Consider the following 22,416-nt stretch of genomic DNA (forward strand, 5'->3'; position numbering starts at 1 on the left):
TGCGATGGGATTTCCGCTCCTCAGCCTTATCATACTCACACCGGCCACCGGCGCAGCGGTGCTGATATTTCTGCGCAGCGACGATGCGGTGCGGTGGACGGCGCTCGGCGTTACCCTCGTCGACCTTGCGCTCACGGTGGTCCTGCTCGCCGGCTTCGATACCGCGACGCATGAGATGCAGTTTACCGAGGCTCGCCCCTGGGTTCCGGCGCTCGGGATCACCTATGCCCTTGGCGTCGACGGGATAAGCGCGCTCTTCGTATTCCTGACCGCGCTGTTGGGCTCGGTTTCAGTGCTTGCCTCCTGGGTCGCGATCGAGCGCCGGGTGAAGGCATTCATGATCAGCTTGCTCGCCATGCAGGCGCTGATGCTGGGGGTCTTCACAGCGCTCGACCTGTTCCTGTTCTACGTCTGCTGGGAGGCGATGCTGATCCCGATGTACCTGATCATCGGGGTGTGGGGCGGCGAAGGCCGGGTTTATGCGGCGCTCAAGTTCTTCCTCTACACGCTGGCCGGCAGCCTTCTTTTCCTGGTCGGCGTCGTCGTGCTCTATTTCCAGGGCGGCGAGACCTTCGACATGCTCGTGCTGATGCAGCAGGATCTGCCGTTCGGTGTACAGTCCTGGCTGTTCTTCGCTTTCCTGGTCGCCTTCGCCGTCAAGGTGCCGATGGTCCCGGTCCATACCTGGCTGCCGGACGCGCATGTGCAAGCGCCGACGGCGGGAAGCATCATTCTCGCAGGCGTGCTCTTGAAGATGGGCGCCTATGGATTCCTGCGGTTCTCGCTGCCGATGCTGCCGGAAGCCACGCTCTATTATTCGACGCTGATGCTGGCGATCTCGGCTCTTGCGATCGTCTATGGCGGCTTCCTGGCGCTGGCGCAGGACGATCTGAAGAAGCTGGTGGCCTATTCCAGTATCAGCCATATGGGTTTCGTGACACTCGGGATCTTCGCGCTGAACGCCCGCGGACTCGAGGGCAGTATCCTGCAGATGTTCAACCACGGCATAACGACAGGCGCGTTGTTCCTGTTCGTCGGCCTGATCTATGAGCGGACCCACACGCGCAGCATTGCGGAATATGGCGGACTGATGAAAGTGGCGCCGGTCTATACCGCCTTCCTCGCCCTGTTCACCCTCTCGTCGATGGCGTTGCCGGGAACGAACGCCTTCGTCGGCGAGTTGCTGGTGCTTTCGGGCGCCTTCGGGGCGAATCTCGCCTTCGGCGCGGTCGCCATTCTGGGTGCGACGCTGAGCGCGGCCTATCTGCTCGGCATGTACAGGAAAGTCGCGCTCGGTCCAGTCCGTGTCCGCGCCGGGCCGACGCTGCGCGACGTCAACGCCCGCGAAATGGCGGCGATCCTGCCGCTTGCCGCCTTCGTGCTTTGGGTCGGGCTCTATCCGAAACCCTTCCTCGACATCATCGACACATCGGTGACGCATCTGCTGGTCGAGGTGCAAAGCAGGGGGAGGAGCCAATGAGCGCTGCCGTGCTCTACCAGTGGGTGCTGGCGAGCCTGCCCGAGATAGTGGTGGTCACCGGCGCGTGCATCCTGTTGATCTTGGGACAGCTCATCCGCAGGGGACAGGAACATCTGATCGTCTGGGCTTCCGTAGCGGTCGTGCTGATTGCCGCTTTGGCAACATTCCTGCTGGCGGGCGAGGTGCGGCCGGCCTATTCGGGCATGTTCATCGTCGACCGCTTCGCGGTCTTCTTCAAATTCGTATTTTACCTCGCCACCGTGCTCACATTCCTGCTTTCGCGGAAATATGCCGACATCGAGGGGATCGGGATCAGCGAATACTACGTGCTGCTGCTCTTTTCGCTCTCGGGCATGATGATCATGGCCTCGGCGACCGACCTCCTGTCAATCTATGTCGGCCTGGAACTGATGGTGCTCTGCACCTATGTGCTGACCGGCTTCCTGCGGCGGGAGCGACGATCGAACGAGGCAGCGCTGAAATATGTGATCCTCGGCGCCGTCTCGACCGGCATGTTCCTTTACGGCGTTTCGCTGGTCTACGGGCTCACCGGCACGACGGCACTTGACGGGATGGCCGCGGCGGTGACCGGCGGCCGGCGCGATCCCGCGCTTCTGCTTGCGGTGGTCTTCGTCGTCGCCGGGCTCGTCTTCAAGATCGGCGCGGTGCCGTTCCATATGTGGTTGCCGGACGTCTATGAAGGCGCGCCCACCACGGTGACCGCCTTCATGTCGGTGGCGCCCAAGGCCGCAGGCTTTGCGGTGATCCTCAGGGTATTCCTCAATCCGCTGGTGGCCGCCTCGGATGTCTGGATCATCGTCGCGGCGATCGGTGTTGTGACCATGGCGCTTGGCAGTTTTGCCGCGCTCGTGCAGGACAATTTCAAGCGGCTTCTAGCCTATTCCAGCATCGCCCATGCCGGCTTCGTCATCCTCGGCGTGGTGGCCGGCGGCCCGGCCGGGATCGCCAGCGTCATGCTCTACCTGCTGATATACGCGTTCATGACCCTCGGCATCTTTGCCGTTGTGGTGATGATGCGCAACGGCGACTTCTCCGGCGAGGCGATTCCGGACTATGCGGGCTTCGCCAAGTCGCATCCGGGGCTTGCGTTCCTGATGCTGCTTTTTCTCTTCTCGCTGGCCGGCATTCCGCCGACGGCAGGGTTCTTCGCCAAGTTCTACGTTCTGGTCGCGCTCGTCGAACAGGGCTTCGTCGCGCTGGCGGTGGTCGCGGTGCTGTTGAGCGCCGTCGCCGCCTATTTCTATATCCGGGTCGTGATGGTGATCTACATGCGCGAGCCGGAGCGGTCCTTTGATCCGGCGCTGACGCCCTCGGTGCGCGCCACGCTCGCCCTGACCGCCGCCGGCACCATCGGCATCGGCCTGTTTCCCGCGTGGTTTCTGAGGCTTGCACAGACGTCGGTGTTCGGCGGCTAAGCAGGTTCACGCATCTCTACTCGACGAACTCGACGGCGACTCCCGGCTTGACCATAGCAGCCAGTTCCTCGGCATCCCAGTTCGTCAGACGAACGCATCCATGTGATCCGGCCTTGCCGATGAGGGACGGTTCCGGCGTGCCGTGAATCCCGTAGGTCGGCTGCGTCAGGTCGATCCACACGCTTCCTACCGGGTTGTTCGGCCCAGGGGGCAGCGTCAGGCGCTCGCTGTTGTCGCCCTGCTGGAAGTTGACCGTGGGATTGTAGACGTAAGGGGGCATCCGGGCGACTCCCTTGACTTTGTGGATGCCCGACGGTGAAGGCGTTTCGTCGCTGCCAATCGTTGCGGGATAGGCGGTAAGCAGCGAACCGTCGCCCGCATACGCCAGGACTTGGCCCGCCCTTTTGCGAACTTCTATACGTTCGACCGAGCCCTCCTTGGCTAGCCCGGGCAGGACGACCGAAACCGTGTCTCCGACGGCAAATGACGAGCCGGGATTAAGGGCCCTGAGAAGGTCGATGTCCATGTGAAAGCGCTCGGACAGTTTCTCCGCTACGCTTGTATATTCAAGGTGATCCATCTTGGCTTGCATCGAATAGTCTTCGGGAATGCTGTCGACGAGATCCCTGGCATCTTCGTCCGAAACGACGTGGCTCCCGACGCTGGCCGCGTCATCCGACAGGCGGGCGAGGACGTCCTGGTCCAGCGTTCCGTCGACGGGCAGACCTTGCATGGCTTCGAATGCCTTGACGGCTTTGGTGACATTGGCGCCGTCGTAGCCGTCGATCACGCCGGGAGATGAACCCGCACGATCCAGGAGAACCTGGAGACGAATGATGGACGGATCGGGGCGTGGTGAACCACTCGACGGTCGCTCCGACTGGGCAGAGGCGATGGGCGCATTGTTGATGTCTTCCGGACGAAGCTCCTGAGCACTGGCCGTGGTGCAGAGGGCCAGCATCAGGGATGCGGCGGGCGAGATCATGTTCTTCATGAACATGAAATCTCTTTCGACCAAGCTTTGTTCCACCGCGCTGCTGCATGTCTCCTTACTGTGGGCGCTTGATACGACGCGCGGCGCTGTAGTGGAGACTAAGCAGCTCGGGCCCAGGTTGACGAGAACGTCAATGGAACCGACACGGCGAGATGCCTGCCTGAGGCCCGGACGGATTTTGGCCGGCCAGAATGCGTTCTACGAGATTGGCCGTTACCGGTGCCAGCGTCAGGCCGAGATGACCATGGCCGAAGGCATAGATGACATCGTTGCCCTGCTTCGACGCCCCGATGACCGGGATCGAATCCGGCATGGACGGGCGGAAGCCGAGCCATTGGCGATCGGGTTTGCCGAGATCGGGGAACACCGCCTTCGCGCCGCGTTCGAGCAGCGCAATGCGTCGCGGATTGAGCGGCGCGGCGAGGCCGCCGAGTTCGACCGTGCCGGCGACGCGCAGACGTCCGGCCATCGGGACGAGGTAGAAACCACGGGCGGTGGGGCAGACCGGTCGGGAAAGAGGCGGGGTCTCCATATCGTATTCGACGTGATAGCCACGCTCGGTATCGAGCGGGACAGGATCGCCGGCCTGAGCCGCGAAGCGTCGCGAATAGGCACCGGCAGCGACAACGACTGACCGGGCGCGGCGGCGCCTGCCGTCCGCGCATGAGACATGCACGCCTCCGGTCTCTCGCGTGATCGCCGTCGCCTCCGTGCGGATGATCTCGACGCCGGCCGCCTTCACCGCCTCGGTCAGCCGCCGCATCATGGCGGCGGGGTCCGTCAGGTTGACGGCGTCCGGGAAGAAAACGCCGCCGCCCTCGAAAGGGGGAAGAGCGGGCTCCAGCCGGTGCACATCCTCCGGTGAAAGCGTCTCCTGCGCAATGCCGAACCGCTTCCGCACGGCCATATCGTCCGCCGCATAGGCAAGGGAAGCGGGATCGTCGTAAAGATAAAGGCAGCCGTTCTGCCGAAGGAGATCCTCTGCCCCGATTTCGGTGGCGAGATCGCGCCAGGCGGATAGCGAGTCGGCGAGCAGGGCGGCGATGACGGCGGCATTGCGTGCCGCATTGCCGGGCAGGGATTGCCAGGCGAACCGGAGTAGCCATGGCATCAGGGCGGGGATAGCAGCATGCCGTACCGACAGAGGGCTGTCGCGGTCGAACAGGAGCCGCGGCAGGTTCTTCAAGACCGAAGGCGTGCCGACGGGCATGACGGCATAGTTGGCGATCGTTCCGGCATTGCCGTAGGATGCGCCGGAGCCGGGCTCGTGCGGGTCGAGGATCGCGACGTTGCGTCCGCTGGCGGCGAGCCGCAGCGCCGTGGCGAGGCCCACGACGCCCGCGCCGATGATGATGATCTCACGCTCACTCGTCTCGGCCAACGACATCAGATCATCGTATCGAAGAGACGGCGCCCGCCCGACAGCACTTCACGCAGGGCCTCGAGCGCATGGCGAAGGCTTGCGCGCGACCGGGCGGCACCGACATTGATGCGGACCGCATGTGCGATGGAATCCCGGCCGACCGCGAAGACCTCGCCCGCGAGCACGCCGACGCCTGCCTGGCTTGCGGCGCGCGCGAAAGCATTTCCATGCCAGGGGTCGGGAAGCTGCAGCCAGAAATGGGTGGCAACGTCGTCGGTCATGAGGTCGAAACCCGACAGCACCTCACGCACGATCGCCTGCCTTGCGACGAATTCGGCCCGCTGCCCCGCGATCACGCTCGAGACCAGTCCGTCCTCGATCATCCGGGTCGCCACGAGCGCATTCAGCGGGCTTGTGCTCCAGCAATTGATGCGCAACATGGCCGCGATGTCGCTGACCATGGGCTTGGGTGCGATGACGGCACCAAGACGAAGACCCGGCGCCACGCATTTCGACAGGCCTCCGACGTGGATAGTGATGTCGGGATCCGATAGCACGAAGGCGGGCGGCGCAACCACCTTCAGAGGACGATACACATCGTCCTCGATGATCAGCAGTCGGTGCTTGCGGGCGATCGCGGCGAGTTGTGCCCGCCGCTCGGCAGCAAGCGTGATGGTGGTCGGGTTGTGCAGGGTCGGCACAAGGAAGACGGCACTCGGATTGTGCGCGACGCAGGCCTCCTCGAAAGCGTCCGGCCGCATGCCGCCGGCATCCATGGCGACCGGCCGCAAGGTGAGGTCCAGCGAGCGGCAGAGCGCTCCAATCCCCTGATAGGTGATGGCGTCGGCTAGAATGCTGTCGCCCGGCCGGGCGAAGGCACCAAGCACGCAGGCCAGCCCATGCTGCGCGCCATTGGTCATGATGACCTGCGCCGGATCGTTCGTGCCGGAAACCGGCGCTAACCAGGCGGCGAGCGCCTCACGCGCCCATGCCGGCCCTTCGGGCGCATGGAAATCCTGAAGCACCGGGTAGCGCCGGTCATCGGCCAGGTGCGGCATCAGGGCCGCGAGCGCTTCGAGATAGCCGGTCGTCGCCGGGCGGTTCACCGAAAGATCGATGAAACCCTGCTCCTCGACCGGCGAGGACTTGAAGCTCGCAGTGATCGACGGATCGGCAATGATCGACCCGCGACCCGGTCGGCTTTCGACCAAGCCGCGCTGTTGCAGGTCTGCGAAGGCGCGCGTGACCGTGGTCAGATTGACGCCTGCCATGCGGGCGATGTCGCGCTGCGGCGGCAGCCGGTCGCCGATCGCAAGCCGTCCCTCACTGATCTCGCTTGCGATACGGTCAGCGATCTGCCGGTAGATCGGCACATCGCCGGGCGTGAATTTGAGTTTTTCGAACATCGTTCGTCAGAAGCCTTCTCCCACTTTGTGTGACTTGTGCCACATGTGGTCTGTTCATGCAATGTCATACAATAGTTGCGTTCCCGGTTGCTGTGGGAAACTTTTCACCTGTCCCGCATCAAATCAATCGCTTTCCCTAATTGACGATCGGACAAATACAGTGTTAGCTCTAAGAAAAATACGGATTGTATGACCATACAACAAGGGGCCAATCGTTCGGCCGGCTGGTCTGCCGGCCACGCAAACGGAGGAGTAACTATGATGTCTGATGCCATGAAACCGTCGGTGCGGGTTTTGTCCCTTGCCGCGGCGTTGATGTTCGCCAGCGTTGCGCATGCCGAAACGATACGGCTGTCGACGCTGAAGCAGCCCGGGTCCGAGGGCGAGGCGGCCGCTCTGAAATTCGCCAAGCTCGTGGCGGAGCGCACGGAGGGGCGGATAGAGGTAAAGGTCTATCCGGCAAGCCAGCTCGGGGACTGGACCGAGGTGTACGAGCAGGTCATGCAGGGTGCGGTGGACATGGCGATGCAGCCGCTGGCGACTGCCGACGACAAGCGGCTGGCAATTACCTGGTTCCCGTACGCCTTCACCAACTACGAAACGGCCAAGGTATCGCTCTCGCCAGGCGGCGCAGTGTTCAAGATTGTCAATGAGGCCATCTCCGCCAAGGGACTGACGCCGCTCGGCGTCTATGGCGAAGGCATGGGCGGCGCGGGCTTCGCCAAGGCCGTCGAGAACCCGGCCGATCCGGATGCCAAGCACAATCTCAAGGTCCGCGTCTGGCCGGGCGGCACCACGCACAAGGTGCTTCTGGAGCGCTTCGGCTACAACACGGCGACCCTGCCCTGGGCCGAACTCTATACCGGCATGCAGACCGGCGTCGTCGACGGTCAGATCGGCGGTACGGCGAATATGGCGTTGGAATCCTTCAAGGACATCACAAAGACCTGGATCCAGTACAACGACCATTTCGAGGGTGACTGGTTCATCGTCAATTCGGACCGCTATGCAGCGCTGCCCGAGGCTGACCAGAAAATTCTCCTTGAGGCCGCGCAGGAGGTCAGCGCCGAACGGTTCGAGCAGGTGAAGGCGGCGGACGCCAAGGCACTCGAATCAATGCGGGCCGCCGGTATCGACGTCGTGACCTTCGACGACGCGACCTTGGAAAAGCTCGCCGGAGTCGCCCGCGCGGACGTATGGCCGCAGATTGCCGACGAACTCGGCCAGGAAACGCTCGACCAGCTCAAGGCCTCGCTCGGCATGTGATATATGCACAGGGCCCGCCCACGCGCGGCGGGCCCATATCTTCACGGGGTCCTACGGGAGAGGCAGGCTGATGAAGGAAGACGAGGCCAGCGTCGCCGTTGCCGTGCCCGGCAGCATCCACAGCGGCGTGAACACACCTGCATTTCTGTCCGGCCTCGGCTTGAGGCTGTGGAACGCCAAGCTGAAACTTCAGCGCTTCCTGCTGCTTGCTTGCGGCGCCGTCGTGACCGCTTTGATCGCGGTGCAGGTCTTCACGCGCTATGTGCTCGGCATCTCGATCTTCGGCATCGAGGAGCTTGCGAGCTTCGTCGCGGTGTACATGTATTTCATCGGCGCTGCGCATGGCGCCTGGGAGCGCGGCCACATCTCGGCAAGCCTCATCGAGCTCCTCGTGCCCGAAGGGCGTGTCAGGCATGCGATTGCACTTGTCGCCAGCGCCACCACCGTTGTCCTTAGCGGCTGGATGAGCCTGTGGGCCTGGCAATATCTCGCCTTTACGCTGAAGCGCGGCACCATGTCCCTCGAAGTCGGCATCCACATGGGTTGGGTGCACGGCATCATGCCGGTCTGCCTGTCGCTGATGACGCTCTATTTCGCCGTCGAGTTGCTTGAAAATTCTACCCGCATGTTCAAGGGCAGCCGGAAATGAACAGTCTGATCGTCCTCGATGCCCTGCTCTTGACCGTGCTTCTCGTCATCGGCGTTCCCGTCCCGCTCTGCTTTGCCGGTGCCGTGCTCGTGCTGATGCTGTTCGGCGACCTCGGGGCGGCGACCTTCCTCATTGGTGCGGGTTATTCGAAGATGTCGTCGCTCGTGATTATCGCCATTCCGCTCTACATCCTGGCTGGAGGCATCATGAGCCAGGGCGGCATCGCGACCCGGCTGGTCATTCTCGCCGATTCCGTCTTCGGGCGCCTGCGCGGCGGCCTCGGCATCGTCGTTATCATGGCCACGGCCGTATTCGGCGCCATTTCAGGCATGGCCTCGTCCGCCGTGGCGGCGATCGGCACGATCATGATCCCGCGCATGGAAGAGCGAGGATACAGTCGCGGCTATGCGACAGCGCTTGTCTCCGCCTCGGCAGTGCTGGCGTTGCTCATTCCGCCGAGCGCCTCGATGATCCTGTTCGGCTGGGTGACGGGAACCTCGATCCTCGCCTGCTTCCTGGCGCCCGTCGTGCCGGGCCTTCTGCTGTGCGGCCTGCTCGCCTTCTGGAATTTCGCGCTGACGCGAAACATGCCGATCTCCGTTCCGCCGCCTCTTCCGGCACGGGCGGTCGCGCGCGAGGTGGCGCTGTGCACGAAGAAGGCGGCCTTGGGGCTTGCCATGCCCTTGATCATCCTCGGTTTCATCTATGGCGGCGTGACCACGCCGACGGAGGCCGCCGCCGTTGCCGTGGTCTACGCCATCCCGGTTTCGATCTATCTCTACAAGGACATAGGCTGGCGGGATCTCGCTGAGGTCTTCTGGCGGGCCGGACAGACGACTGGCGTCCTTCTCGTCCTCATCTTCTTCGCGGCCATGCTCGCCCGCGTCTGGACGCTTGAAAATGTGCCCCAGCAGATTCTCGACGGCTTCATGAGTGTCAGCGACAACCCGATCGTGCTGCTGCTGCTCGCCAATCTCTTCCTGATGGTCATCGGCATGTTCATGGAGGACGTCAGCGGCATCCTGCTGGCCTCGCCCCTGCTCATGCCGGTCATGCAGCAGGCCGGGGTCGACCCAGTCCAGTTTGCGGCAATCATCGCAACCAATCTCGGCATGGGACTGATCACGCCGCCGACGGCGCCGATCCTGTATTTTGCTGCGCTGATCGGCAAGACGCCGCTTGGCCCGATGCTGAAGCCCACCCTGGTTTTCGTCTTTCTTGCCTATCTTCCCGTGGTGCTGTTGACGACCTTCGTGCCCGAGCTGTCGCTTGCCCTGCCGCGGCTCGTTCTGGGGGCCCCATGAGGCGTCGGGGCCATGTCCGACACCTTGATAGAGGCGCGAGCGCTGCCCCGATCAGGCGGCGATGGGCAAGACAAGCTCGAACCCGGCGCCTCGACCACCGGTATCCACGAGCCTGATCGCGCCGCCATGAGAGGCGAGCATGGCTTGTGTGATCGCGAGGCCCATGCCGGTACCGCCACTCTCACGGCGAGTCGAGAAGAACGGCTGAAATATGAGGTCGCGATTGCCTTCTGCAATCCCCGCGCCATCATCGACGACGAACAGGGCGAGGGTGCGCTCTCCGGATGAGGCAGCGAGCCTGAGCCTGGAAGCCCCGTGCTGGTCGGCATTTTCCGCGATGTTGGCGATCGCGATCGCCAGGGCTTCACGAGGCAGGGCAATGGGGGTCTCGACATCGCCAGAACTTGTGACCTCAAGTCCTTGGAACCGCCGACTGAGTTCGGTCGCGACCTCGGCGACTGTCGTCTGGCCCTTCATCGCCGGAAGCTCGGCCTGTGCGAGCTCCCGCAGCCGGGCAAGCAAGCGATCGAGCCTTTCGGCATCGGCAAGGATATTCTCGAGGAAGCGGCGGCTTTGCGCTCTTGACATGGGCGCTTCCGTGTCATCATCGATCAGAAGCTCGGCGGCGCCCCTGATCGCCGTTAGCGGCGATTTCAATTCGTGGCACACATGGGCGGCGAAGGAACGCACATAGTCGGAGCGGTCGACCAGTTCGCTGGCCAAATCGAGAAAGCTTTGCGACAGAGTGGCGATCTCACGAGTGCCGTATCGCTCCAGCGGCTTCAGCGCCGCACGTCCACCGCGTGCGATTTCTTCAGTTCGGCCGATCAAGGCTTCGATCGGCCCAGTGACGCTGCGCGTCAGCACGTAGGCGACACCCAGGGTGAACACCAGGGCGATGACCAAAGCGCCGGCCTCCGTTGCGGCAAGGGTGTCGGTGTCATTCTCGACGGCACGAAACCATATGAGGATCGTGCCAGGCAGCGCCATTACCGCAAGCAGGACCGAATAGACGACCAAAGCCAGCGTCGGTCGCCATTTCCGCCTGATCCTGGGGGCCCGCGTCATGCATCGGACCCCGGTTCTACGGCAAGCTTGAAACCGACGCCATGGACCGTTGCAACGATGCTTGTGCATCCGGCCTTGACGAACTTCGCCCGGATGTTCCGGATATGGCTGTCGATGGTGCGGTCGGCGACATGAATGCCGGCGCCATAAGCGGCCGCCATCAGTTGCTCCCTGGAGAACACCGTGGCTGGCCGGACAAGCATGGCCGCGAGAATGGAAAACTCGACTGCGGTCAGGCCGATCTCGACACCGCCATAGGCGACAGATCTGCCATCACGGTCGAGCCGCACGGGCCCTCGGCTCAAGGACGATTGCTGCTCGGCTCCGCCCGCCCGCTTCAGGATGGCCTTCACGCGCGCCACCAGTTCTCGCGGGCTGAAGGGCTTGGTGACATAATCGTCGCCGCCGATCTCCAGTCCGATGACCTTGTCGATTTCATCGTCGCGCGCGGAGAGAAACAGAATCGGCAAGGCCGACACCGCGCGGATACGGCGGCAGACTTCCAAGCCGTCGATTTCCGGCATGCCGATGTCGAGAATAGCGAGATCGATGTTTCCCCGATGGAACGCCATCATCGCTTCGGTTCCGTTCCTTGCCATGACCGGGTTCATGCCGGCACGCTCGACCGCAAAGCAAATCACGTCGCGAATATGGGGCTCGTCATCAACGACCAGGATGCGTGACACGGGTTTGGGTCCTGTCAAAAGTCTTGCGGATCGTTCTTAGCGCGCTGCGCCGCCCATGCAATGTTTTTATGCCCGGAAAGGTAGCGCCGAAGCCGATGGGCACGGAAGCTCCAGCTTCGCCAGTTGTTTGCGGATGCAAGAGCGTCAGCTTCAAGGCGGGTCCTCACAGAAAGTGCGCCAGTCTTTTCGTCGGCAGCTTGCGGGAGCGCCGCAATGTAGGTGTCGAGCGCTGGAACGGCGGCAGGGCCGAGCGAGTAGACGTAATCTAGGTCCAGAGGCATGCCCTCCCCGGCAAGTGCGCGGCTATACTCCACGTTGAAGCGTGCGATCAACGCGGGGAAGTCCGTGAAAGCGCAGACGTAGAGCGTCGCAGCCAGAGCTGTCAGATTCATGGCGATCAGCCATTCGTTGGACCGGCGCAGCAGGATACGCAGTAGGATGAGCGCGAGGCCAACCGCAACGAGGCCCATCCAGATGCCCGCCGCCACCCGCAACTCCGTCAAAGAGTAGGCTTCAACATAACGATCGAGTCTCAGGATCGAAGAGACGCAAAGCAGGATGTTCTGGCCGATCCACGCATGGACGAGTCCGCGGATCACCGGGCTTTTCTCGCCCGGCCCCTTGCTGCGCATGACGACGAGGACGAATGCACCGGCAAGCAGGGCCGTCAGGACGAGGGGATAGGCGCCGCGATGGGCATATTCCGCATGCGTCATTCCGTCCGGCAGCTCCGCTCCGCCCCAAAGGTAGACAAGGTCAAGCGACGTCTGGACCGCGAACAAAGCGTTGAAGATCAGCAGCGAACGGAAAACGGCAGCTTGCCCGAACAGATTGCCGCCGAAAGCTTCGCCGGTTTCGCTTTGCGCCATTCTGCGGCGCCGCTTGAGCCGGGGCCGCAGGAGCGGCCAGACGGCAGCCGCGGTCGCTAGCCAGAAGGCGAGACGCAAAGGATTGAGGAAATGAAGGATTGCGGCGAAGTCTATATTCGACAGGACTTGCTCGATCAGAGGATTGGCAAATGACAAGAGGGTGAGAAATACCAATGTGAACAGTCCCGGAATGAGCCAGGCAACGAGTTTCGGGAGGACCTTGGCAGCCTGGCGCGAGACACGATCGGCCCGCGATTTGCTCCAGTCTCTGGCGAGCCGCATGGGAGCCGCAAGTGCAAACCGCAAGAGCACAGAAGGAAGCGCGGTAAGGCGCTGCGGCATGAGCCTCGATCGGGCGAGGGCCGCGAGCGCAAGCCCGAAAGCCGCGAAAAAGCCTCCTGGTATCGAGGGGGATTCCAGGAGCGGGGCGGACGCCACGAATGCAACCGCCGCAAGGGTGACGGCCGGTCGTAACGCAAGTGGCTTCGGGGCTGAAAGCAGGACTCCGGCCGTCACGGCGATGGCGAACAGAAACATGTTGATGCCGAGCGGTTGTTGGAAGAACAGGGTATCGGCAGACGCCACGAGGGTCAGCAGGACGAGCATATTGCCGTTCCTTCGGCCGGCCTGCTGCTGAACCGCGGCGCTATCGGTCATTGTCATCGGCAGTTTTCTCCTTGGTGAACATCTGTCCGCGCTCGTAGCCGGAGGCACGCGTCTGCAACTCGTTTCCAACGTCAGCCACCATCCATCTTCATGGAGGCGGTCTGGAACCTGGTGGGAGGGAGAGGAAGAGAGTTCGAAGTGGGTCATGGCGACAGGATGTCGCCGGGATTTGCAGATTCCGTGCAGGCTCTTGGGAGTTATTCAGGAGCGCAGACCACGCGGGGCGTTGTTCGGGAGCGCCGACAACCGCGGCTCTCATGTCGGGCTGTTGCGAACAAGCCTTCGGGGGCAGTGCTCCAATTCAACCTGCCTTCGGATCCGGACGAACGCCGCCCGTAGGAGGAAGCCGGCGCATCCGCCCGAGAACCGGGCCCGACTTCCGGAAAGACCGATGCTTGGAGTCCAGCGCATCGGCTCATCAGCGGGCGTTATCGGTCATTTTTGCCGTCACTCCCGCGCCACTGCTCTGTCGACGCTCCGCCATGGCTGGTCTCCCGGCAATCGAAGCCTCACGTACCGTCGAGTTGCACGTTGGAGAGTTGCAGCCAAGGCGGGTTGTCGGCGTACATCTCGCGAATAAGCTGCTTGATCTCTTCGATCCTGCCTTTCGGATCGTCGCGCCGGAAGCTCATGATGATCGGCGACGTGGCGTTCTCGTCCTTGATAGTGCGATAGCACACGTCGTCCGGCCTTTGCCGCTGCGACGCCGCGGGAATGACGCACAAGCTCATCCCGGCCGCGACGATACCCAATGCCGTCTGAATTTCGCGGACCTCTTCCACGCTGCCGGGAGAAACGCCTTGCTCGGTCAACATGTTGAGGATCTCGTCGGCAAAGCTCGGCCGCGGCGCCGACGGATAGACGATCAGCGGTTCGCCCTCCAGTTCGGAAAGCGCGATCGGGTCGGCGGAGAGCGATTTCGGATGTCCTTTTGGGATTGCGACGACCAGTCGCTCCTCGCGCAGAGTGAGTCTCTCGACCTCCCTGTCGTTGAAGCGAACCCGGCCGAAGCCGAGATCTATCCGCCTCTCCTTGAGAGCGGTGACCTGCTCGGTCGACATCATCTCCCGGATTTCTATGTCGAGATCCGGCCAGCGCCTGAGCATGCGGCGGACGAGGTCCGGTATGCCACCATAAAGCGTCGAGCCGACGCAGCCGATGACGTAACGCTCCCGTTTCGACAAGCCGATCTTGCGCGTCTGCTCGCGGATGTGTTCGATCCGGGCCATGATCTGGCCGGACTGCTCGTAGAAAAAGCGGCCAGCCTCCGTCAGGTCGAGCGGACGGCTCGATCGGTCGATAAGCAGGACGCCGAGTTCGTCTTCCAATTGTTGTATCTGCCGGCTGAGGGGCGGCTGCGCGATGTGCAGGATTTCCGCGGCGCGCGAGAAGTTCCGCTCGCGCGCGACGGCAAGAAAATAGCGCAGCTGCCTCAGCTCCATTACTATACCTTTCAGGTATCAATTCCAACTTATATAGTTTTGGACGGATTTTAAAGTGGACGCTAATTTCCTTGCAATCAAGGGAGGAAAGCCCAGTGTCTATGGAAAGCCGCATCAGCGCGATCGAAACGATTATACTCGATCTGCCCACCATCCGACCGCACCGGCTGTCGATGGTGACCATGAACCGGCAAAGCATGACGATCGTCCGCGTCCGTTGCTCCGACGGCTTCGAGGGACTGGGGGAGGGGACAACGATCGGCGGTCTCGCCTACGGGCCGGAAAGTCCGGAAGGCATGAAATTGACGATCGACGAGTACATCGCGCCGTTGCTGATCGGCCGTGACGCGACGCGCATCCAGGCAGCCATGGACCTCGTGCTCAAGGCGGTAAAGGGCAATCACTTCGCCAAATGCGCGGTCGAGGCGGCGCTCCTCGATTGCCATGCGCGCCGTCTTGGTCTGCCGATATCGGAACTGCTTGGGGGCCGGCGGCGCGAAAGCCTCCCGATCGCCTGGACGCTCGCCTCCGGCGACACTGCCAAGGACATCGATGAGGCACAAGCCATGCTCGACCTGCGGCGCCACAAGGACTTCAAGCTGAAGATCGGCGTCAAATCGATCGAAGAGGATATCCGGCATGTGGGCGCCATCCGCAAGGCATTGCCGGACTTGGCCTCCATCCGGGTCGACGTGAACATGGCGTGGCGGGAGCGGGAGGCGCGCAATGCGATCGCGGCTCTGGCCGATGTTGGCTGCGTGCTCGTGGAGCAGCCGGTGCAGGGGATCACGGCGCTCGCCCGGCTGCGCCGCACTTCCCCGATCGCCATCATGGCCGACGAGGTCCTGGTCGGACCTGAAAGCGCGCTCGAGGCGGCAACTGCGCGCGCCGCCGACGTGTTCTCGGTCAAGATCGAACAGGCGGGCGGGTTGTTTGCCGCCGCCCGGGTGATCGCCATCGCGGAAGCCGCGGGCGTCGGCATCTATGGCGGCACCATGCTGGAGGGACCGATCGGCACGATTGCCGCCTCCCAGTTGATGGCAGGCGTCAAGGAACTGGAATGGGGCACCGAGTTCTTCGGCCCCCTGCTTTTGACCGAGGAGATCCTGGAGGAGCCGCTTCGCTTCGAGAGCTTCGAGCTGCAATTGCCAAAGGGACCGGGGCTCGGCGTGGCTCTTTCGGAGGAAGCCGTCAATCGTTTCCGCAGGGACGGCAAGCACGCTTCGACCCTGCGCGTGGTGGGGTGAGATCATGTTGTTTCATGTCGAGATGACCGTCAGTCTGCCGCACGATCTGTCCTCGGACGTCGCTGCGGAGCTCAAGGCCACGGAACGCGAGCGGGCGCAGGACCTGCAGCGCTCCGGCAAATGGCGCCACCTGTGGCGCGTGGCCGGCCGCTACGCGAATGTGAGCATTTTCGATGTGAGCGGGCCGGGCGAGTTGCACGAGATTCTGTCCACGTTGCCGCTCTTTCCCTTCATGGACGTCAAGGTGGTGCCGCTCTGTCGGCACCCTTCATCGATCCGCGAGGACAACATCTAGGACCTTAATCAGCGGTGATCCCGGGAGGACGGGAACCGCGTCAGTTCACAAAAGCAATCCGAGGAGGAATTAAGATGAACGTGAAAATTTTCGACAGGCCGGACATTCAGGACTTTCTGAAGGCCCTCAGCGGTTTGGAGAAGGCGGACGGCAACCCCCGCGTCAAACAGATCGTCCACCGCATCGTCTCAGACCTTTTCAAAGCGATCGACGATCTCGACATCACCCCCGACGAATACTGGGCCGGCATTGCCTGGCTCAATGATCTCGGCGCCGCCGGCCAGGCGGGCCTAATCTCCCCCGGCCTCGGCCTCGACCATTTCCTCGACGAGCGTCTCGACGCGATCGATGCGGCACTCGGCATCGACAATCCGACCCCGCGCACCATCGAAGGTCCGCTCTACGTGGCGGGCGCGCCGGTCTCGCACGGCTTTGCCCGTCTTGACGACGGTGCCGACGAAAACGGGCACACGCTCATCATGCACGGCACTGTAAACGGCGCGGACGGTAAACCGCTGCCGGGTGCCAAAGTCGAAGTCTGGCACTGTGATACGCGCGGCTTCTATTCGCACTTCGACCCAACGGGCAAGCAGGCGCCGTTCAACATGCGCCGCACGATCATCACCGACGAGAACGGCTGTTACAAGTTCCAGAGCATCGTGCCGCACGGCTACGGCGTGCCGCCGGGAAGCCCGACCGAGCAGCTGCTTTCCGCGCTCGGGCGCCACGGCCAGCGTCCGGCGCATATTCACTTCTTCATCAGCGCGGACGACCACCGCAAACTGACGACCCAGATCAATATCGAAGGCGACCCGCTGGTCAATGACGACTTCGCCTATGCGACGCGCGACGGTCTGGTTCCGGCCGTCGTCGAGCGGACCGACGAGGCCAGCATCAAAGCCAACGGCTTGAGCGGTCGCTTTGCGGAGATCAAGTTCGACATTCACCTTACAGCCCTGGTGAACGGCGTCGACAACCAGATCAACGAACTGCGCAAGCGCGCGGCCGCTTAAGCGGCGAGGCCGGCGGTCCGCTGGGCCGCCAGCCCTCTGAACCACCGTCATCAACGACTTTGTTGCAAAGGCTGCGCCGCCGACAGCGCGATCTTTGCGGGAGGAAGATCATGTCTGCGATCACCGACAAAGCCCGGGATCTCGATCAGCTGCTCGCCACCGCCGTGCAGGACGACAAGGAGGCCGGCATCTTCCGTTGCCGCCGCGACATATTCACCAATGAAGCCCTGTTCGAACTGGAGATGAAGCACATCTTCGAAAGCAACTGGGTCTATCTGGCCCATGAAAGCCAGATTCCGGGGAACAACGACTACTACACGACCTATATCGGCCGCCAGCCGGTGGTCGTGACCTGCGACAAGAACGGCGACCTCAACGCGGTCATCAATGCCTGCGCCCATCGCGGCGCGATGCTGTGCCGGCGCAAGCACGGCAACAAGGGCAGCTTCACCTGCCCCTTCCACGGCTGGACCTTCTCCAACACCGGCAAGCTGCTCAAGGTCAAGGACGAGAAGACGACGCAGTATCCACCCCAGTTTGCGAAAGACGGGTCGCATGACCTGAAGCGCGTTCCGCGTTTCGAAAGCTATCGCGGCTTCCTTTTCGGCAGCCTGAAGGAGGACGTGGCGCCGCTCGAGGATTTCCTCGGCGAGACGAAGGTCATCATCGACCAGATCGTCGACCAGGCGCCAAACGGGCTGGAGGTGCTGCGCGGCAATTCGTCCTACATCTACGACGGCAACTGGAAGCTGCAGATGGAGAACGGTTGCGACGGCTACCATGTCAGTTCCGTGCACTGGAACTACGCCGCGACGATGGGCCGGCGCAAGGAGGAGGGCACAAAGGCGGTCGACGCCAATAGCTGGAGCCGCTCGGTCGCGGGCGTCTACGGTTTCGACAACGGCCACATCCTCCTGTGGACCAACACGATGAATCCGGAGGTTCGCCCAGTCTACCGCCGCCGCGACGAGATCAAGGCCCGTGTCGGCGAGGACAAGGCGGATTTCATCGTCAACCAGACCCGCAATCTCTGCATCTATCCGAATGTATTCCTGATGGACCAGTTCTCGACGCAGATCCGCGTGACGCGGCCGATCAGCGTCGACAAGACCGAGATCAGCATCTTCTGCTTCGCGCCGAAGGGTGAAGGTGCCGAAGACCGCGCGCTGCGCATCCGCCAGTACGAGGACTTCTTCAACGTATCTGGCATGGGCACGGCCGACGACCTGGAAGAATTCCGTGCCTGCCAGGCGGGTTATGCCGGCACTGCCGCGCTCTGGAACGACCTTTCGCGGGGCGCACCGCTCTGGATCGACGGTCCTGACGAAAACGCAAGGCGCATGGGCATCGCGCCGCTCCTGTCCGGCGAGCGCAGCGAGGACGAGGGCCTGTTCGTCCGCCAGCACGAATACTGGGCCAAGACGATGCGCGAGGCGCTCGTCGCCGAGAAGAATGGAGCCGTCGCATGAGTATTTCGCACGAGGCCATCTGCGCGTTCCTCTACCGGGAAGCGCGTCTTCTGGACGATCGCGAGTGGGACGAATGGCTCACCTGCTATGCGCCGGACGTGACCTACTGGATGCCGGCCTGGGACGACGACGACCAGCTGACCGAAGATCCGCAGTCGCAGATATCGCTGATCTACTACGCGAACAGCGACGGTCTCGAAGACCGGGTGTTCCGCATCAAGACCGAGCGTTCCGGCGCTTCCACACCGGAACCGCGCACCAGCCATAGCGTGACCAATGTCGAGGTGCTGGAGGATCGCGGCGATGAGGTCGACGTTCGCTACAACTTCCACACGTTGAGCCATCGCTACAAGGTCACCGACCAGTTCTTCGGCACCATGTTCGTCACGCTGCGCAAGAGCGGCGACGGCCTGCTGATCTCGAACAAGAAGATCGTGCTGAAGAACGACTACATCCGCCAGGTCATCGACGTCTACCACATCTGAGGGGCGTCGCCGGCCGGCTTAGGGAGCGATGAGGAGGGTTCCATGGCCTGCTACAAGATCGCATTGAACTTCGAGGATGGGGTGACCCGCTTCATCGAATGCAAGGACGGCGAGAAGGTTCTCGATGCCGCCTTCCGCAGCAAGATCAACTTGCCGATGGACTGTTCCGACGGCGTGTGCGGCACCTGCAAATGCCGCGCCGAGAGCGGCAGCTACGACCTCGGCGACGACTTCATCGACGATGCGCTGACCGCCGACGAGGCCGAAAGCGGCCTTGTACTGACCTGCCAAATGAAGCCGGCCTCCGACTGCGTCATCGCCGTGCCGACGACATCGGTGGCCTGCAAGACCGGGCAGCAGAAATTCGCCGCTACGGTCGCAGGGGTGACGCCGCACAAGGATGCGGCGGTCGTCCTGGAGCTGGAGGTCGAAGCCGCCGCGCCCGCCTTCCTGCCCGGTCAGTACGTCAACATCGCCGTGCCGGGCAGTGGCCAAAGCCGATCCTATTCGTTCAGCTCGGCGCCGGGCGAGCAGCGGATCGGCTTCCTCATCAAGAAAATACCCGGCGGCCTGATGAGCGGCTGGCTGGAGCGCGCCGAGGTTGGCACGAAACTCGAACTGACGGGGCCGCTGGGGAGCTTCTATCTTCGCGATGTCCAGAGGCCGCTTCTGTTCCTCGCCGGAGGCACGGGCCTTGCGCCGTTCCTGTCGATGCTTGAGGTTCTGGCGCGCACGGGGTCGGAGCAGAAAATCCACCTGATTTATGGCGTGACGCGCGATCTCGATCTGGTTCTGGTCGACGAAATCCAAGCCTATGCGGCGCGCCTGCCAAACTTCAGCTTCACGACTGTGGTCGCCGACGAGGCTTCCAGCCATCCGCAAAAGGGCTGGGTTACCCAGCACATGCCGGCCGAGATGCTCAATGGCGGCGAGGTCGACGTCTATCTCTGCGGCCCACCGCCGATGGTCGATGCCGTGCGCAGGCATTTCGACGACAACGGCGTGAAGCCCAACAGCTTCCACTACGAGAAGTTCACGCCCAATGCGGTCGTGAAGGAGGCCGCATGAGCGCGGTGCGCTTCAAAGGCCGCTTTGCCGGCAGGGTGCTGGTGGTGACCGGTGCGGCGCAGGGAATCGGCCGCGCGGTGGCGATCCGTGCCGCGGAGGAGGGCGGTAAGGTGCTGTTCATAGACCGTGCCGATTTCACCGGGGCGGTTGCGGCCGAGGCCAGGGACGCCGAAACCGCCTCCTTCAACGCCGACCTCGAAACCTATGATGGGGCCGCGGCGGCGATGCGCTTTGCCGTCGAGAGGTTCGGCGGGATCGACATCCTGATCAACAATGTCGGCGGTGCGATCCGCATGCGTCCTTACGCGGAATTCGAGCCGCAGCACATCGACGCGGAGATCCACCGTTCGCTGATGCCGACGCTCTACTGCTGCCATGCGGTCTTGCCGCATCTCTTCGCGCGCGGCGGAGGCACCATCGTCAACGTGTCGTCGAACGCCACGCGCGGCATCCATCGCGTACCCTATTCGGCGGCCAAGGGCGGCGTGAACGCCGTTACCCAGGCGCTTGCGATGGAACTGGCGGAGCGCAACATCCGTGTGGTTGCCACCGCACCGGGCGGCACGGAAGCGCCTCCGCGCCGGATCCCGCGAAATGCCGCCGGCGACACGGCGGAGGAGGAGGCCTGGATGGGCAATGTCGTCCACCAGGTGAAACAATCCAGCTTCATGAAGCGATACGGGACCATCGAGGAACAGGTGGCGCCGATCCTGTTCCTGGCCTCCGACGAGGCGTCCTACATCACCGGCAGCGTTCTGCCCGTAGCCGGGGGCGATACCGGCTGAAGTTTCAACATGCTTAGCAACTCGGGGAGGAGCGATGATGCGCACTATCGATGTGAATGAAGCAATCGACAACAATCCATTCGGCGGATTCCAATGGCTGGTGGTGGGGCTCTGCGCCTCGCTGTTGATCGTCGACGGCTATGATGTATTCGTTGCGGGTACCGTTCTGCCGACGCTGATCGCGGAATGGGGGCTGAGCAAGCCGCAGGCCGGCGCGCTGCAGGCATGGGCTCTGTTCGGCATGATGTTCGGCGCGCTTGTTTTCGGACCTCTCGCGGACAAGATCGGACGAAAGAAGGGCATCGCGATCAGCTTTATGTTGTTTACCGTTTCTACCCTTCTCACCGGCTTCGCCAACTCACCGGATCAATTCAAGATCTTTCGCTTCGTGGCCGGTCTCGGCTGCGGCGGTTTGATGCCGAACGCCGTGGCGCTGATGAACGAGTACGCACCCAAGCGCCTTCGCGGCACAATGGTCGCCCTGATGTTCTCGGGCTATTCGGTCGGCGGCATGGTTGCAGCGGGTCTCGGCATCGGCCTCATCCCGCAATACGGCTGGAAGCCGATGTTCTTTGTGGCCGCCCTGCCGCTGGCTCTGCTTCCAGTCGTTCTGTGGAAATTGCCGGAATCGCTCGGCTTCCTCATCCGCCAGGGTCAGCAGGAAAAGGCGAAGCGGATCTATGGCAAGATCGATCCCTCGGCATGCCTTGGTGACGATGACAGACTGGTCTTTCCCGGAGCCAAGGGCGCCTCGGCGTCGGTTGCTGAACTGTTCCGCCACCAGCGCACGCTGCGTACCCTCATGCTGTGGGTCGCCTTCTTCTGCTGCCTGCTGCTCGTCTATCTCCTGTCGTCCTGGCTGCCGAAAGTGCTGCAGGAAGCCGGCTATGCCGAAAAGGCGAGCCTCTTGAGCCTCTTTTCGCTCAATTTCGGTGGCATGGTCGGCGCGATTGCGGGCGGCTGGCTGGGCGACCGGTTCGGCTTGCCGAAGGTGGTCGTCGGCTTCTTCATGGCGGCTGCCGCATCGATTGCACTGATCGGCTTCAATCTACCCGCAGGGCTGCTTTTCCTGATCGTATTCGTTGCCGGCGCGACCACCATCGGCACGCAGATCCTGCTCTATGCCAGCGTTGCGCAGCTCTATAACCTCTCCGTCCGCTCCACAGGACTGGGCTGGGCATCGGGCGTCGGCCGCATCGGCGCAATCGTCGGCCCCACCCTGGGCGGCATGCTGCTGGCGATGGACTTTCCGCTCCAGCAGAACTTCCTGATCTTCTCCATCCCTGCAGCGGCCTCGGCTCTGGCGATGCTGGTATTCGCGGTCAGCAACGCGCGCCGGGTCGGCACCGTGCAGCTTGCCGCCGCATGAGCAAGCACGGCCGATCGCATGAGTCGGTCGGCCGGTCTTCCATATTCAAAAGCAGC

The 22,416-nt window shown here is 62.8% G+C and carries 20 protein-coding genes; 13 read left to right on the top strand and 7 right to left on the bottom strand.

The features are described from left to right. Window positions 1–4 precede the first annotated feature (4 nt). Both EKH55_RS21065 and EKH55_RS21070 read left to right on the top strand, forming a co-directional pair. Window positions 5–1,480 carry an NADH-quinone oxidoreductase subunit M gene (locus EKH55_RS21065; RefSeq protein ID WP_069456734.1) on the top strand — a complete coding sequence of 492 codons (1,476 nt, stop codon included), beginning with the start codon at window positions 5–7 and terminating at the stop codon, window positions 1,478–1,480. Continuing rightward, window positions 1,477–2,916 carry an NADH-quinone oxidoreductase subunit N gene (locus EKH55_RS21070; protein WP_151612991.1) on the top strand — a complete coding sequence of 480 codons (1,440 nt, stop codon included), beginning with the start codon at window positions 1,477–1,479 and terminating at the stop codon, window positions 2,914–2,916. The genes EKH55_RS21065 and EKH55_RS21070 overlap by 4 nt, the downstream gene beginning before the upstream one ends. 16 nt (window positions 2,917–2,932) lie before the next feature. Here the strand turns inward: EKH55_RS21070 and EKH55_RS21075 are convergent, their stop codons facing one another. From EKH55_RS21075 to EKH55_RS21085, 3 genes are all read right to left on the bottom strand, one after another. Further along, window positions 2,933–3,916 (bottom strand): L,D-transpeptidase family protein, encoded by a 984-nt coding sequence (locus EKH55_RS21075; RefSeq protein ID WP_151612992.1) that lies wholly within the window; start codon window positions 3,914–3,916, stop codon window positions 2,933–2,935. A gap of 124 nt (window positions 3,917–4,040) precedes the next feature. After that, window positions 4,041–5,297: an NAD(P)/FAD-dependent oxidoreductase gene (locus EKH55_RS21080; protein WP_151612993.1), complete on the bottom strand. Its 1,257-nt coding sequence runs from the start codon at window positions 5,295–5,297 to the stop codon at window positions 4,041–4,043. Further along, complete coding sequence (locus EKH55_RS21085) at window positions 5,297–6,679, bottom strand: aminotransferase-like domain-containing protein (protein WP_151612994.1); 1,383 nt, start codon at window positions 6,677–6,679, stop codon at window positions 5,297–5,299. Before EKH55_RS21085 ends, EKH55_RS21080 begins: the two co-directional genes overlap by 1 nt. 261 nt (window positions 6,680–6,940) lie before the next feature. Here EKH55_RS21085 and dctP point away from each other — a divergent pair, with 261 nt between their 5' ends. The 3 genes from dctP (at window position 6,941) to EKH55_RS21100 (ending at window position 9,898) form a co-directional block, all read left to right on the top strand. Next, window positions 6,941–7,945: a TRAP transporter substrate-binding protein DctP gene (dctP, locus tag EKH55_RS21090; RefSeq protein WP_192803856.1), complete on the top strand. Its 1,005-nt coding sequence runs from the start codon at window positions 6,941–6,943 to the stop codon at window positions 7,943–7,945. 70 nt (window positions 7,946–8,015) lie between these two features. Beyond that, window positions 8,016–8,594, top strand: coding sequence for a TRAP transporter small permease (locus tag EKH55_RS21095; protein WP_151612996.1), 579 nt, complete (start codon window positions 8,016–8,018; stop codon window positions 8,592–8,594). Further along, complete coding sequence (locus tag EKH55_RS21100) at window positions 8,591–9,898, top strand: TRAP transporter large permease (RefSeq protein WP_151612997.1); 1,308 nt, start codon at window positions 8,591–8,593, stop codon at window positions 9,896–9,898. Before EKH55_RS21095 ends, EKH55_RS21100 begins: the two co-directional genes overlap by 4 nt. 51 nt (window positions 9,899–9,949) lie before the next feature. Here the strand turns inward: EKH55_RS21100 and EKH55_RS21105 are convergent, their stop codons facing one another. The 4 genes from EKH55_RS21105 to EKH55_RS21120 all read right to left on the bottom strand — a co-directional run bounded on the left by EKH55_RS21105 (window position 9,950) and on the right by EKH55_RS21120 (window position 14,629). After that, a complete protein-coding gene (locus tag EKH55_RS21105) occupies window positions 9,950–10,966 on the bottom strand; it encodes a sensor histidine kinase (protein ID WP_151612998.1) in 1,017 nt (338 codons plus the stop codon). Continuing rightward, window positions 10,963–11,652: a response regulator gene (locus EKH55_RS21110; RefSeq protein ID WP_151612999.1), complete on the bottom strand. Its 690-nt coding sequence runs from the start codon at window positions 11,650–11,652 to the stop codon at window positions 10,963–10,965. Before EKH55_RS21110 ends, EKH55_RS21105 begins: the two co-directional genes overlap by 4 nt. 14 nt (window positions 11,653–11,666) lie before the next feature. Further along, window positions 11,667–13,184 carry a DUF4153 domain-containing protein gene (locus EKH55_RS21115; RefSeq protein ID WP_151613000.1) on the bottom strand — a complete coding sequence of 506 codons (1,518 nt, stop codon included), beginning with the start codon at window positions 13,182–13,184 and terminating at the stop codon, window positions 11,667–11,669. Between the two features lie 512 nt (window positions 13,185–13,696). Next, window positions 13,697–14,629 carry a LysR family transcriptional regulator gene (locus tag EKH55_RS21120; protein WP_151613001.1) on the bottom strand — a complete coding sequence of 311 codons (933 nt, stop codon included), beginning with the start codon at window positions 14,627–14,629 and terminating at the stop codon, window positions 13,697–13,699. A 95-nt stretch (window positions 14,630–14,724) separates the two neighbouring features. Here EKH55_RS21120 and EKH55_RS21125 point away from each other — a divergent pair, with 95 nt between their 5' ends. The 8 genes from EKH55_RS21125 (at window position 14,725) to EKH55_RS21160 (ending at window position 22,360) form a co-directional block, all read left to right on the top strand. Further along, complete coding sequence (locus EKH55_RS21125) at window positions 14,725–15,876, top strand: muconate/chloromuconate family cycloisomerase (RefSeq protein ID WP_151613002.1); 1,152 nt, start codon at window positions 14,725–14,727, stop codon at window positions 15,874–15,876. 4 nt (window positions 15,877–15,880) lie between these two features. After that, window positions 15,881–16,171 (top strand): muconolactone Delta-isomerase, encoded by a 291-nt coding sequence (gene catC, locus EKH55_RS21130; RefSeq protein ID WP_069456723.1) that lies wholly within the window; start codon window positions 15,881–15,883, stop codon window positions 16,169–16,171. 74 nt (window positions 16,172–16,245) lie between these two features. Next, window positions 16,246–17,184, top strand: a complete 939-nt coding sequence (gene catA, locus EKH55_RS21135) for a catechol 1,2-dioxygenase (RefSeq protein ID WP_151613003.1) — start codon at window positions 16,246–16,248, stop codon at window positions 17,182–17,184. Between the two features lie 110 nt (window positions 17,185–17,294). After that, a complete protein-coding gene (locus tag EKH55_RS21140) occupies window positions 17,295–18,653 on the top strand; it encodes a Rieske 2Fe-2S domain-containing protein (RefSeq protein WP_151613004.1) in 1,359 nt (452 codons plus the stop codon). Then, window positions 18,650–19,138 carry a benzoate 1,2-dioxygenase small subunit gene (gene benB / locus EKH55_RS21145; RefSeq protein ID WP_069456721.1) on the top strand — a complete coding sequence of 163 codons (489 nt, stop codon included), beginning with the start codon at window positions 18,650–18,652 and terminating at the stop codon, window positions 19,136–19,138. Before EKH55_RS21140 ends, benB begins: the two co-directional genes overlap by 4 nt. Window positions 19,139–19,180: 42 nt before the next feature. Further along, window positions 19,181–20,206 carry a benzoate 1,2-dioxygenase electron transfer component BenC gene (benC, locus tag EKH55_RS21150; RefSeq protein ID WP_151613005.1) on the top strand — a complete coding sequence of 342 codons (1,026 nt, stop codon included), beginning with the start codon at window positions 19,181–19,183 and terminating at the stop codon, window positions 20,204–20,206. Continuing rightward, a complete protein-coding gene (benD, locus tag EKH55_RS21155) occupies window positions 20,203–20,991 on the top strand; it encodes a benzoate diol dehydrogenase BenD (RefSeq protein WP_151613006.1) in 789 nt (262 codons plus the stop codon). Before benC ends, benD begins: the two co-directional genes overlap by 4 nt. 34 nt (window positions 20,992–21,025) lie before the next feature. Further along, window positions 21,026–22,360 (top strand): MFS transporter, encoded by a 1,335-nt coding sequence (locus EKH55_RS21160; protein WP_151613007.1) that lies wholly within the window; start codon window positions 21,026–21,028, stop codon window positions 22,358–22,360. The last annotated feature ends 56 nt before the right edge of the window (window positions 22,361–22,416 follow it).

This window comes from Sinorhizobium alkalisoli (genome assembly GCF_008932245.1).
Classification (GTDB): Bacteria; Pseudomonadota; Alphaproteobacteria; order Rhizobiales; family Rhizobiaceae; genus Sinorhizobium; species Sinorhizobium alkalisoli.